This is a genomic window from Pengzhenrongella sicca, assembly GCF_017569225.1.
Taxonomy (GTDB): domain Bacteria; phylum Actinomycetota; class Actinomycetes; order Actinomycetales; family Cellulomonadaceae; genus Pengzhenrongella; species Pengzhenrongella sicca.
Genome location: NZ_CP071868.1, coordinates 2,668,180 through 2,680,783, shown reverse-complemented (window position 1 = coordinate 2,680,783; position 12,604 = coordinate 2,668,180). Strand labels below are relative to the sequence as shown.

Here is a 12,604-nt window from a genome sequence, read left to right as displayed (position 1 = left end):
CCCGGCGGACGGCCGATGACCACGGCGAGCGTGATCGGCGGCGGCCCGGCGGGCCTGATCGCCGCGGAGGTGCTGGCCCGGGCCGGCGTGGCGGTCACGGTCCACGAGCGGATGCCGTCGGTCGGGCGCAAGTTCCTGCTCGCCGGCCACGGCGGGTTGAACATCACCCACTCCGAGGGCCGCGACCTGATGCTCGCGCGGTATGGCGAGTCGGCCGACCGGATCGCGCCGCTGCTCGCCGCCTTCGGCCCGGACGACCTGCGGCAGTGGTGCGCCGACCTCGGCGAGCCGACGTTCGCCGGGTCGAGCGGGCGCGTGTTCCCGCGGGCGTTCCGGGCGACGCCGCTGCTGCGTGCCTGGCTGGCGCGCCTACACGAGCTCGGCGTGCGGATCGAGAAGCGGCAGCGCTGGACGGGCTGGACGGAGTCGCGCGCCGGGCTGCTCTTCGCCGACGCCGACGGCGCGGTGCGCGAGGTCACGAGCGACGTCGTCGTCTTCGCGCTCGGGGGAGCGTCGTGGCCGCGGCTCGGGGCCGACGGCGGCTGGGCCGGCCCGTTCGCCGACGCGGGCGTGGCCGTGGCCCCGCTGCGGGCCGCGAACGTCGGGGTCCGGGTCGGCTGGACCACCCTGTTCGCGGACCGGTTCGAGGGGACGCCGCTGAAGAACGTCGGGCTGACCGTCGCGGGCCAGGCCGGGCGGACGGCGCGCGGGGACGCGATGGTGACCCGGACCGGGCTGGAGGGCGGACCGGTCTACGCGACCGGCGCCGCGATCCGCGCCGCCCTCGATGCCGACGGCTCGTGCCGGCTCGAGGTCGATCTCCGCCCGGACCTGTCCTCCCAGCACCTCACTGAGCGCCTGCAGCATCGCCGGCCGAAGGACTCCGGCTCGAACTGGCTGCGGCGCTCGCTCGGCCTCGAACCGGTCGCGATCGCGCTGCTGCGCGAAGCGGTCGGCGGCGCGATGCCGGCCGAGGCGGCCGCGATGGCCGCGCTGATCAAGGCGGTGCCGGTCGCGGTGGGCGCGACCATGCCGATCGAGCGGGCGATCTCGACCGCGGGGGGCATCGCGTGGGCGGAGGTCGGCGAGTCGCTGATGCTGAACCGGCTGCCCGGCACCTTCGTCGCGGGCGAGATGCTGGACTGGGAGGCGCCGACGGGCGGCTACCTGCTGCAGGCCTCGTTCAGCACCGGCGTGGTCGCGGCGCAGGGCGCGCTGGCCTGGCTCGGGCGCGAGGGGTACTAGTACCAAGGTCCGATGGCGCGGCGTACCGCGGGCGAGGGAGAAAGGACTCGTCAGCACAGACGCCGTCCAAGGAGTCACCATGAAGCGCATGCTCGTGTTCACCGCAGCAGCCGTTCTCGCCGCCGTCCCCGCCGTGGCCGGGCTTGCCGGCAACTCCAGCCTGAGCCCGTCGGTCGCGGTCGTCCCGCCGGCCCAGGCGGTCGTCCTCGACGACGACGGGGGTCTCACCTCGCGCGACGACCGGGTCGAGAGCGGGGACGACCGAACCGTCGGGGGCGACGCGACCACCAGCCCGTCGGCGACGCCGAGCCCGACGAGTTCTCCGACAAGTTCTCCGACGAACTCGCCGGCGGTCGCGGACGACCACGGCGGGCTCGTCGATCGGGACGACCGGGTCGAGCCGGGCGACGACCGCGACGCGGCCGATAGCATCGACGCGGCCGACGACTCGGGCCACGACGCCGGCGACGACCACGGCGGCAACAGCGGCACCGACGACGCCGGCGACGACCACGGCGGCAGCGGCCACGACGCCGGCGACGATCACGGCGGTCATGGCAGCGACGACTGAACCGACGGGCTCGGGCGGCGCGTACGTCGAGGCAGGCACCCCTAGGGTGAGCGACGTGCGCGCCGCCGATTCCCCTGCCGAGCTCCGGTGGATCACGCTGGGCCGCGGCGCCGGAAGCGGCGTCCCGAGCGAGCAGCGCCCGGTGCGGACGTGGCGCGTCTTCGGTCAGCTGGTCGGGGCGACCGCCATCGTGCTGGTGCTCGTCGCCCTCCTCGGTCTCACCGCGAGCCGTCGGATCGCCGAGCAGGAGGCGGTGAACGACGCCGCCCGGCGCACAGACCTCTTGGCCGACGCCGTCGTGCAGCCCGTCCTGCTCGACGGCCTCGTCACGGGCGACCCCGGCGCGCTCGCGGCGCTCGATGCCGCGGTGCGCGACGGCGTGCTCGGGGACGGGATCGTCCGCGTGAAGGTCTGGGACGGCGCCGGCCGGATCGTCTACTCCGACGACGACCGGCTCGTGGGGCGGGTCTTCCCGCTCGACGACGACGAGGCCGCAGTGCTCGTCGACCCCACCACCGAGGCCGAGGTCAGCGACCTCGACAAGCCCGAGAACGTGAACGAGCGGGGGCAGGGCAAGCTCCTCGAGGTCTACCGGCCCGTGTGGACGCCGGACGGGACTCCGCTGCTGTTCGAGACCTACAGCCGCTACGACGTCGTCACGCAGCGCTCCGGCGCCCTGTGGCGGGCGTTCGCGGGGATCACGGTGACGAGCCTCCTGCTGCTCGTGGTGCTGATGCTGCCCGTGCTCTGGACCCTGCTCGATCGGCTCCGGCGCGGGCAGCGCCAGCGCGAGGTGCTCCTGCAGCGCGCGGTCGAGGCCTCCGACGACGAGCGCCGGCGCATCGCCGCCACCTTGCACGACGGCGTGGTCCAGGAGCTCGCCGCGTCCTCGTTCGCCCTGGCCGGCGCCGCGGACCGCGCCGAGCGGTCCCGCGCGCCCGAGCTCGCCGAGCCGCTGCGCGGCGCGTCCCAGACGGTCCGCGCGAGCATCAAGGGCCTGCGTTCGCTGCTCGTCGAGATCTACCCGCCCAGCCTGCAGACCTCGGGGCTCGCGGCCGCGCTCGTCGACCTCGCCGGCGGCCTGGCCGCCCGGGGCACGCCGGTGCGCCTCGAGCTGGCGGAGGACGCGACCCTCGGGCTGGCAGCGGAGCGGGAACAGCTGGTCTACCGCGTCGCCCAGGAGACGGTGCGCAACGCCGTCGTGCACGCCCAGGCCAGCGAGGTGGTGGTGCGCCTGTCGCGGGTCGGGGGCGACGTGCTGCTCGAGGTGGCCGACGACGGGCTCGGATTCGACGCGCCCGCGGCGCTCTCGGCGCCCGCCGCCCGGCACTTCGGCCTGCGCCTGCTCGGTGATCTCGCGACGTCGGCCGGAGCGCTGCTCGAGGTGCAGTCGGCGCCCGGCCACGGCTGCCGGTGGCGGCTGACGGTGGCCGCCGACGCGCGGCCAGCCGGGGCGACGACATGAGCGAGGAGGTGACCGTGCTGGAGGAGGTGACCGTGCTGCTCGCGGACGACCATCACCTGGTCCGCTCCGCCCTGGCCGGCCTGGTCGACAGTGCCGACGGGATGCGCGTCGTCGGGCAGGCGGCCGACGGCGCCGAGGCCGTGGCGCTCGCGGCCGACCTGCGGCCCGCCGTCGTGCTCATGGACCTGTCGATGCCGGTGCTGGACGGCGTCGAGGCGACGCGCCAGATCGTGGCCGCGCGGGCCGACGCGCACGTCGTGGTGCTCACGTCGTTCTCCGACGCCACCCGGGTCGGGGACGCCCTCGCGGCGGGCGCCGTCGGCTACCTGCTCAAGGACTGCGACCCCCGCGACCTGATCGCGGCGGTGCGGTCGGCCGCGCAGGGGTACGCACCACTCGACCCGCGCGTGGCGCGGGCGCTCCTGCCGGCCACGACCGCCTCGCCCGCCGATCGGCTCAGCGTGCGCGAGCTGCAGGTGCTGCGGCTGCTCGGCAAGGGCCTGGCCAACAAGCAGATCGGCCGCGCGCTGGGGATCAGCGAACGCACCGTGAAGGCGCACGTCGGGCACGTCTTCCGCCAGCTCGGCGTGACGGACCGCACGAGCGCGGCGCTGTGGGGACAGCAGCACCTGCCGGACGAGTGATGGCGGCGCGCTGCCGGGGCGCCGCGGAACCGAAGCTGCCTGGCCGGACGACTCCGCGCGAAGCGAACGACCGCTCGTCGTGACGACGGGCCCGGCGCCCAACCTTCGCTGGCAGGGCAGCGAAGATCCCGCCCCCATACTCGCGGGATCCTACGTACATAACGTCATCGCGGCCGCTGTGGGGTCCCCAACCCCGCCGTGTACGCACCCGGCGTCGCACGGGCGCGGGCCCGCAGATCGTGCAGCTGCCGTGCGGCGACTGCGTCGCCTCGTGCGCGCACCCCGGTCAGTCTCCGCACCAGGTTCATCGTCGACCGCCCCTCTCCTGACGCCACTCATGCTGCTCCACCCTCGTCAAGGACGCGCGAGCTGGTCAAGGCGGATGGCGTGCGCTGTGGATAACTTCCCGCCGGCGTCGGTAGGGTTGCGGCGCGCACCGCCGACGGCGGCGACCCGCGCCGCTGACCAGCACAAGGACCGCCGATGATCACGAACGTCCTGCTGGCGCACCCGTGGATGTCCCCGCTCGCGCTCGCGCTGCTCGTGGCGGGCGGCCCGCTCCTGGGCAGGTCGCTCGTGCGGCGGCCGCGGCTCGCGTGGTGGCTCCTTGGCGTCTCGCTGGTGCCCGTCGCGGTCACGACGCTTGCGCCTGTCGGTCGGCGGGTGGAGCAGTTCTGCCTCGTGCAGTGGAGTGTGCCGACGCCCTCCCGCGTCGAGCTGATGGCCAACGTCGTGCTGTTCGTCGCGCCGGCGCTGCTCCTGGCGATCGCGACCCGGCGCCCCGCGCTGACCCTGCTCGCCGGCGCCGGGCTCTCGGGTGCGATCGAGCTCGTCCAGGCCCTTGTCCCCGCGATCGGCCGGTCCTGCGACACGACCGACTGGACGAGCAACACGATCGGCGTCGCCATCGGCGCGGCGCTCGGCTGGGCGGCGCTCCGCCTCACGCCGGTCGGACGACCCCCCGGCCGTCGAGGACGCGGCGCGTGAGCTTCACGGCGCGAAGTCCACGTCGTTCGCGCGGGCGACCGCGGCGGTGCGGCCCGGGGCGTCCTGGTCGCCCCAGTACATGTTGGTGTGCGCGATGACCTCGGCCGGCGTCGGCGCGCCCCACGGGGACTTGTCGCCGGTCGTGTGACCGTCGGCGACGAGCGTTACGTCGTAGCCCCGGACGAACGCGCCGTGCAGCGTCGATCGGACGCAGGCGTCGGTCTCCGCGCCGACGACGACGAGCCTGCCGACCTCGAGTCCCGCGAGCACGGACTCGAGGCTGGTCTCCTCGAACGCGTCGCCGTAGTGCTTCGCGACGAGCGGCTCGGCGGCATCGGGTGCGAGCTCGGGGACGATCTGCCACGCGTCGGACCCGCGCGTGAGCCAGTCGTCATCGTGCTGGACCCAGACCACCGGGACGTGCTCCCGGCGCGCCCGCTCGACGAGGTCGTGCACGGTCGCGACGACCTCGTCGCGCAGGTGCGCCTCCTCGACGACGCCGTTCTGCACGTCGATGACGACGAGCGCGGTCTGGGGCCGTTCGGTGATCGTGGTCATGTCGCTCCTCCGCTCGGGGTCAGGAATCCGTCGCTTCACCGTAGGTCTACCCACCGACGGCGGCTATCACCACCGCGGCCTGCGCCGCGTGGACCGCGCGCGAGATCGCGGCGGGTGTCGCGGCCGCGTCGGCGGTCGCCCGGGTGATCGCCTTGGCCAGGGCGTCGGCCTGCTTGCGGTGCTGCTTGTCGACGACGCCGCGCACCATCGCGAGGGGGCGCAGCAGCGAGATGAGCAGGGCCGTCCGGTTGTCCGGCTCACCGCTGTAGACCAGGACCCGATGCAGGCGCGCGCGCAGCTCGTGCTCGGGTGCCGGATCGACCTCCGGCCGCCCGGGCGCGGCGGTGAGGCCCAACGCGGCGCAGCGGTCCGCCGTGAGCGCGCCGCGCTCGGCCACGGCGGCGCCGACCTGGCCGCGCAGCGGCCCGAGGGCAACCGGCAGCTCGGCCAGCCAGTACCGCGCGTCGTGCGGCTCGTCCTCGGCGCGCAGCGCGGCCAGGGCGGCCGCCAGGAGCGGGCGTGAGGCCGTGCCGTCGACGCCGACGACGGATCGTCCCTTGGCGACCAGCAGCCCCTCGGTCGCCAGGTCGAGCAGGAGGGCGGCGGCGAGCCCACCCTCCAGCGGAAGGGTCGAGCCGGGCCGGTCGGGCTCGTCGTCGTGCGCGAGCAGCAGGAGTTCTTCAGAAAGCGCCATTGCAGTCATGTCCCGACCTTGGCACGGTCCGACGGCCCCGGCCCGGGACCCCGGTCGGCGAGCCGCCGCTCGAGGAACCGCCGCTCGGCGTCGTTCGTCGCGAGGTCGAGTGCCCGCCGGTACGCGTGCGCTGCCTCCTCGTGCTGGCCCTGCCGCCGCAGCAGGTCCGCCCGGGCGGCCGGGAGCAGGTGGTACGAGCCGAGGGCACCGGCTCGGTCGAGCTCGTCCAGCAGGACGAGCCCGGCTGCGGGGCCTCGCGCCATCGCGATCGCGACCGCGCGGTTGAGCTCGACGTAGGGGGAACGCACGAGCGATGCGAGGCGGTCGTACAGCGCCGCGATCGCAGGCCAGTCCGTGTCCGCTGCGCGCGTCGCGGTCGAGTGGTGGGCGGCGATCGCGGCCTGCAGCTGGTACGGGCCGGCGCGGTCGAGCGGACCGGCCGCGGCGAGCGCCGCCAGCCCGGCCGCGATCTGGGCGGCGTCCCATTCCGTCCGATCCTGCTCATCCAGGGTGACCAGGTCCCCGGATGCGTCGGTGCGCGCGCCCCGGCGCGAGTCCTGGAGCAGCTCGAGCGCGAGGAGCCCGTGCACCTCGGGCTCGGCCGGCAGGAGCGCGGCGAGCACGCGGGTCAGCCGGATCGCCTCGGCGCTGACCGGTGCGCGCGTGAGCGGTCCGGCCGTGGCCGCGTACCCCTCGGTGAACATCACGTACAGCACGGCGAGCACGCCGGCGAGCCGGTCGGGCAGCAGGTGGGGCGGGGGTACCCGGTAGGGGATGCCCGCGTGCCGGATCTTGGCCCGCGCCCGCACGAGCCGCTTGGCCATCGCCGGCTCCGCGACCCCGAACGCCCGGGCGATCTCCGCCGTCGTCAGCCCGCACAGGGTTCGCAGGGCGAGCGCGACCCGGCTCTCGAGCGGCAGCGCCGGGTGGCAGCAGGTGAAGATCAGGCGCAGCCGGTCGTCGGGGATGTCGGCCCCGCCCCGCTCGTCCGCGCCCACCTCCTCGGTGCTCAGCGTGACTGCCTCCGCCAGCTTCCTGCGCTCGTTCGTCGAGCGGCGCATGCGGTCGAGGGCACGGTTGCGGGCCGCGGTCGTCAGCCACGCGCCGGGTGAGCGGGGCACGCCGTCCCTCGGCCAGCGCTCGACGGCGGCCGCAAACGCGTCCTGCGTGCTCTCCTCGGCCAGGGTCCAGTCGCCCGTGAACCGGATCATCGTGGCCACGACGCGGCCCCACTCCTCGCGGAAGGCGAGGACGAGGGCCGCGTCGGTGGCGCTCACATCGGCCATACGGGCCGGATCTCGATCGGCCCGACGGCGCTCGCGGGGTGGGTCGCGGCGAGCTCGATCGCGTCGTCCAGGCTGGGGGCCTGGATCACCTGATAGCCCCCGACGTGCTCGCGGGCCTCGGCGAACGGTCCGTCGACGACGACGGTGCGGCCGTCCTGCACGCGGACGGTCGTCGCCTGCTCGGGTCCGGTCAGGGCGGCCCCGTCGATCAGGAGACCCCGGCGTCGGCCGTCGGCGATCCACTCTCGCAGGGGCGTGCGCCACGCCTCCTGCGTCGCCGGGTCGTCGAAGTCCGGCCCGGGGGCGTCGCCGTCGACGCCCATGAGCAGGACGTAGGTGTGCCATCCCGCAGGGGCCGGGGCGTCAGCCGCCTCGGGCGGGCCGGCGGCATCGAGCTCGGGGTCGCCGAAGGGCGCGACCGCGCGGAGCTCGATCGCGCCGAAGCGCGTCACCGGGTGCGCGGCCGCGACGGCGACGGCCTCGGCGAGGTCGGCGGCCTCGAGCAGGTCGAACCCGCCGATCTGCTCGCGGGCCTCGGCGAACGGTCCGTCGGTGACGAGCGTCGCCCCGTCGTGACGGCGCACGGTCGTCGCGTCGTCCTCGGGCCGCAGGCGGTCGCCTCGCAGGCGGATGCCCCGTCGGGTCGTGTCCTCGACCCACGCGGTCGGGTCCTCGTCGGATCCCGGCTCGGCGTCGGGGGCGACGCGGATCAGCTGCAGATATCTCACTAGTCCTCCTGGTGTCTCGCGGCCGCGGGCCTCCCGCGTACCACCACGACGAACGGGAACGCTCGATCAGGACACTGCTCGATCAGGACAGCTCTTGTTCTGGGTATCTTTCCGGAATCTGGGTGTCTGGGCACCCGTGCGAGGACGACGGCGACCGCCAGGAGCGGCCGTCGCGCGCCGGGCGCTCGTCAGGGCGTGAGCGGACCGGCCAGCGCCGCGCGCAGCGCGGTCCGGTCGCCCGACACCTCGAGGCGCGGGTCGTCCGGCGAGCTGCGCCCCCAGAGCGTCAGGGCCAGGACCGAGGCGGGCGCCCGCAGCCGGGCGACCGCCGGGCCGCCAGCGGCGCTGTCGAGGCGCCACATGCGGTCGACGTCGGTCGCGGCGAGCTCGATCGGCGCGCGCAGGCGCGGCATCCTGCCCAGCCGCACCTGACGCGGGTGCAGCACGGTTACGACCTCGTCCACGGTGTCCGCCCAGACCGGTGGCCGGACCGCGAGGCCGAGCCCGCCGGCCGTCCGCAGGTCCCACAGATGCACGAGCGCCTCGTGCAGCTGCCGGCGCCGCCAGAACGACGCCGGGCCCGGGCCGAGCAGCGTCGCACCGATGGCGTCCGGGCCCAGCTCGCTCAACGTGTCCCGCAGCTCGCGGGCGCACGCGCGGTAGAGGTCGCCGAGCACGAACGGGCCGGGACCGAGCGGCGCGTCGTCGACGCCGCGGCCCTGCGCCGCGGCCCAGTGATGGATCGTGGCGAGGTGAACGACGAGGTCGTGCACCTCCCACGTGCCGCACGACGGCACGGGCGCCCGCGGGTCGACCTCGCCGATCGATGACCCGAAGGCCTCCTGGACGTCGACCAGCTCGGCCAGGTGGTCGAGCTGGTGCGTCGGCATTCGCCGATCATCGCGGATCCCGGCGCGCTCCGGTCTCGGTGGCACGACACCTCGGCCCGAGAATCGCCGGGTTTGCGTGGCAGACCGCGCCCGTTCGCCTAGTGTTGCGTCGTGATCCTTGTCCGCCATGCCCATGCCGAGAGCAAGGCGCGGTGGGACCATGACGAGTCGTTGCGGCCGCTGTCCGTGCGTGGGGAGCTTCAGGCCGAGGCGCTCGACCTGGTCTTCGCGACCGACGCCATCACGAAGCTGTGGTCGAGCCCGACGGTGCGCTGCCGCCAGACGCTCGCGCCACTCGCCACCCGGCGGGGCCTCGACATCGTGGACCACCCGTTGCTGGCCAAGGGTGCGGACCCGGAGCGCCTGCTCCCGTGGGTGCTGGCGCACGCGGGCGAGCCCTGGGCGGTGTGCACCCACGGCGAGGTCTTCGAGGCCCTGTTCCGCGTGGGGCGTGCCGCCGGGATGGTCGCCGCGCGACCGATGGTCACGGAGAAGGGTGCCGCCTGGCGCGTCGTCGGCCATCCCGACGGCTCGATCGACATGGAGTACGTGCCGCCACGGATCCTGCGCTGAGCGGTCCGGCGGTGCGGGCCTGGACGCTCGCCGGTGTCGGCTCTACCCGTTGCGAGTCGCCCGGGTCACATGGGCGATCACGTAGGCGCGGTTTCCACTGCGGTCGCGCATGACCGACGCCCGGACGTTCACCGTGACCTGGCTGCCGTCCCGGTGGTTGTGGCGCTTGGTGAGCTCGTGTCGGGTGGCGGCCCCGGTCGTGAGCTCGCGGAGGTTCGCTCGATCGAGAGCGAGGTCGTCCGGGTGCGTGAGCTCCGCGATCGAGCGCCCGACGAGCTGCGTCGGGGAGTGACCGATCATGGCGGCGAACGCGGGGTTGGCGCGCACGATCTGGCCGTCGAGGCCGCTGAGCACCATGCCGGTCGGGGAGTCGTCGAACGCGCACTGGAACTTTTCCTCGCTGTCGGCCAGCGCGGCCTGGACGTGGGTCGTCGCAGTGACGTCGCGGCAGACGGAGATGACTTCGCGGATCGTCCCGTCGGCTTCGCGCAGCGCCTTCGTGCGGGTGTCGAGCCATCGATCGGTGCCGTCGCGGTGCTGCACCCGGTGGGTCGCATGGCCATCGTGGAAGGCGCCCGGCTCTAGGGCGGACAGGTGCGCTGCGGACTCGGGGTGCAGATGGTCCAGCAGGTAGGTCCCGACCAGCTGCTGCGGCGTCCAGCCGACCAGTGCCGAGCTCGTCGAGGACGCGTACGTGATGAGCCGGGCGGCGGTGGTCACCAGGACGAGCTCATCGGTGGCGCCGAGCGGGACCGGGGCCGGCCCGGCGGCGTCGAACATGTCCGGGCCGACGGTCGCGCGAAGGGACTGGGTCAGTCGCTCGGAGGGCGGCTCCGGCATGCCGAAGTACCAGCCCTGAGCGGTGTCGCAGCCCAGGGCGACGAGCTGGCGAGCCTGGTCGGCGTCCTCGATCCCCTCGGCGCAGACCTCCAGCCCCAGCGTGTGCGCGGTCTCGATGACCATGCGCACGAGGACGGCATCCTGGGCGCTGCGGGCGACGTTCTCCACGAACGAACGGTCGATCTTGACGATGGTCAACGGCAGCGCCCGCAGCATCGTCAACGACGAGTGGCCGGTGCCGAAGTCGTCGAGCGCGATCCCCACGCCGTGGGACCGTAGCTCGCGCAGGCGGCTCGCGGTCACCTCGAGGTCGCTGATCGCGGCCGTCTCGGTGATCTCCAGGCACAGTCGGTGGGGCGCCAGCCCAGTGTCGCGGAGGGCGCCCAGCACCACGGCGACGAAGCCCGGCTGGGTGAGCTGCACGGGGGAGACGTTGACCGCGACCGTCAGCCCCGTGTCGACGCCCTCGGCCGGGCGCGCGGCCTCGCGGCACGCCGCGCGCAGGACCCATTCGCCGAGGTCGAGGATGAGGCCGGTGTCCTCGGCGAGCGGGATGAACTGGTCGGGCGGGACGTTGCCGAGCGCCGGGTCGTGCCATCGAGCAAGCGCCTCGACACCGGTGACCCGCCCCGAGGGCAGGGCGACGACGGGCTGGTAGTGCACCGTGAGCGTGCCGTGCTCGATCGCGGCGCGCAGGCGTCGCTCCATCCGTCGGCGCGCGGTCGTCGTCTCCGTGGTCTCGAGGCCGGCGCGCATCTGCGGGTCGTAGTGCGCTGCGCGCCCCCGGCCGTGCTCCTTGGCGCGGTACATCGCGATGTCGGCCTGCTTGAGCAGCACCTCCAGCGACGTCACGAGGACGCTCGGCCGGGCGGGGTCCGAGTGCGCGACCCCGACGCTCGCGCCGATCGTCACCGTGTGCTCCTGCACCGTGCCGGTGGAGTCGGTGACGTCGACGACGAACGGTGCCGCGGCCTCCAGGACGAGGCGCGCCGCGATCGCACCGGACTGGGCGACGGTCAGCGGCGCGGCGGTCAGGATCGCGAACTCGTCGCCGCCGAGACGCACGACGATGTCTCCCGCCCGCGACACCGACAGCAGCCGGGCGGCGAACTGGGCGAGCACCTGGTCGCCGGCGCTGTGGCCGAGCAGGTCGTTGATGTCCTTGAACCGGTCGAGGTCGATGTAGAACAGCACCGCCTGCCAGCTGTCGCCGCCGCTCGCGAGCTGGAGCTCCATGAGCCGGATCTGATCCATCAGGTATCGCCGGTTCGGCAGCATCGTCAGCGGGTCGTGCCAGGACTGGTAGGCGTACTGGCGCGCGAGCTGCTCGAACAGGGTCGAGACGTGGGCCACGCCCAACGTCCCGTCCGGCCACTGCACCACCACCGCTGAGGCCGCCCCGCCGGGGACGCGCCGGGCGATGACCGCGGACGCCGCGGCGGCGACCGTGCAGTCGTGCGCGAGGACGAGCGACGGTTCGGAGATGAGGTCGAGGACGGCAGTGGAGGCATGCAGGAGCCGGCCGTAGCCGAGCCGGCCGGTGATCGTCATCTCGAACCAGGATCGATCCACCAGCACGGGACCGTCCGGTCCGTGCAGGACGACGCAGCGCAGCGCGGCGTCACCCCGAAAGAGCTCGTCCACGTCCTCCGCCCGGATCGACGCGGCGACGAGGAGAGCTGGCACGCAGACGTCCGAGAGCAGGCCTCCGGTCGTGTTGCCGGCGCCGTCTCGCACCCACTCCAGCACGGCGCTCGACGCGGTCGGTGAGATGCCCAGGGTTGCCACGAGCATCTCTTCGACCGGTGGACCCGATTGCTGAGGCGGGTCGCCCGTCCGGAAAGTGAACAGCAGGCGAAGTCCTAGTGCGCGGTCAGCACCGCCGCGCGGGGCCCCTCGGCGGCGCGCAACGTCTCGCGCGCCGCGCGCTCGACCAGCACCGGCACGTAGTTGCGCACGGGCCGACCGTCCAGCCGGCGATGTGCGGTGTCCACCGCCCGGCGGATGTCGACGGGCGGGACGGCCGGGTATCGCTCGGCCAACCGGTCGCACACCTGCGCCAGCGCCTGCTGCTCGTCGATAGTCACCATCGTCGCAGTGTGCTCACCGCCGGGCCGGCGCGC

13 protein-coding genes are annotated in these 12,604 nt (G+C 74.3%); 6 read left to right on the top strand and 7 right to left on the bottom strand.

Features of this window, described 5'->3' with window-relative positions:
* Positions 1-15 precede the first annotated feature (15 nt).
* From J4E96_RS12315 to J4E96_RS12295, 5 genes are all read left to right on the top strand, one after another.
* On the top strand, positions 16-1,245 hold the full coding sequence (locus tag J4E96_RS12315) for a BaiN/RdsA family NAD(P)/FAD-dependent oxidoreductase (protein WP_227422392.1): 1,230 nt from the start codon (positions 16-18) through the stop codon (positions 1,243-1,245).
* A 79-nt stretch (positions 1,246-1,324) separates the two neighbouring features.
* Complete coding sequence (locus tag J4E96_RS12310; protein ID WP_227425852.1) at positions 1,325-1,816, top strand: hypothetical protein; 492 nt, start codon at positions 1,325-1,327, stop codon at positions 1,814-1,816.
* A complete protein-coding gene (locus J4E96_RS12305; protein ID WP_227422391.1) occupies positions 1,800-3,281 on the top strand; it encodes a sensor histidine kinase in 1,482 nt (493 codons plus the stop codon). The genes J4E96_RS12310 and J4E96_RS12305 overlap by 17 nt, the downstream gene beginning before the upstream one ends.
* The gene (locus J4E96_RS12300; RefSeq protein WP_227422390.1) at positions 3,278-3,925 is read left to right on the top strand and encodes a response regulator; all 648 of its coding nucleotides are present in this window, start codon (positions 3,278-3,280) and stop codon (positions 3,923-3,925) included. Before J4E96_RS12305 ends, J4E96_RS12300 begins: the two co-directional genes overlap by 4 nt.
* Positions 3,926-4,408: 483 nt before the next feature.
* Complete coding sequence (locus J4E96_RS12295; protein ID WP_227422389.1) at positions 4,409-4,912, top strand: VanZ family protein; 504 nt, start codon at positions 4,409-4,411, stop codon at positions 4,910-4,912.
* Positions 4,913-4,915: 3 nt separating this feature from the next.
* On the opposite strand, the gene J4E96_RS12290 is transcribed toward J4E96_RS12295, so the two are convergent.
* From J4E96_RS12290 to J4E96_RS12270, 5 genes are all read right to left on the bottom strand, one after another.
* On the bottom strand, positions 4,916-5,470 hold the full coding sequence (locus J4E96_RS12290) for an isochorismatase family protein (protein WP_227422388.1): 555 nt from the start codon (positions 5,468-5,470) through the stop codon (positions 4,916-4,918).
* Positions 5,471-5,516: 46 nt separating this feature from the next.
* The gene (locus tag J4E96_RS12285) at positions 5,517-6,173 is read right to left on the bottom strand and encodes a GPP34 family phosphoprotein (protein WP_227422387.1); all 657 of its coding nucleotides are present in this window, start codon (positions 6,171-6,173) and stop codon (positions 5,517-5,519) included.
* On the bottom strand, positions 6,170-7,450 hold the full coding sequence (locus J4E96_RS12280) for an RNA polymerase sigma factor (RefSeq protein ID WP_227422386.1): 1,281 nt from the start codon (positions 7,448-7,450) through the stop codon (positions 6,170-6,172). Before J4E96_RS12280 ends, J4E96_RS12285 begins: the two co-directional genes overlap by 4 nt.
* Positions 7,438-8,178 carry a YciI family protein gene (locus J4E96_RS12275; protein WP_227422385.1) on the bottom strand — a complete coding sequence of 247 codons (741 nt, stop codon included), beginning with the start codon at positions 8,176-8,178 and terminating at the stop codon, positions 7,438-7,440. Before J4E96_RS12275 ends, J4E96_RS12280 begins: the two co-directional genes overlap by 13 nt.
* Positions 8,179-8,366: 188 nt before the next feature.
* Positions 8,367-9,068, bottom strand: a complete 702-nt coding sequence (locus J4E96_RS12270; protein WP_227422384.1) for a maleylpyruvate isomerase family mycothiol-dependent enzyme — start codon at positions 9,066-9,068, stop codon at positions 8,367-8,369.
* A 111-nt stretch (positions 9,069-9,179) separates the two neighbouring features.
* Between J4E96_RS12270 and J4E96_RS12265 the strand changes: the two genes are divergently transcribed.
* Positions 9,180-9,641 carry a SixA phosphatase family protein gene (locus J4E96_RS12265; protein WP_227422383.1) on the top strand — a complete coding sequence of 154 codons (462 nt, stop codon included), beginning with the start codon at positions 9,180-9,182 and terminating at the stop codon, positions 9,639-9,641.
* Between the two features lie 42 nt (positions 9,642-9,683).
* Here the strand turns inward: J4E96_RS12265 and J4E96_RS12260 are convergent, their stop codons facing one another.
* Positions 9,684-12,269 (bottom strand): EAL domain-containing protein, encoded by a 2,586-nt coding sequence (locus J4E96_RS12260; protein WP_227422382.1) that lies wholly within the window; start codon positions 12,267-12,269, stop codon positions 9,684-9,686.
* A gap of 74 nt (positions 12,270-12,343) precedes the next feature.
* Positions 12,344-12,571 carry a three-helix bundle dimerization domain-containing protein gene (locus J4E96_RS12255; protein WP_227422381.1) on the bottom strand — a complete coding sequence of 76 codons (228 nt, stop codon included), beginning with the start codon at positions 12,569-12,571 and terminating at the stop codon, positions 12,344-12,346.
* Positions 12,572-12,604: the final 33 nt, after the last annotated feature.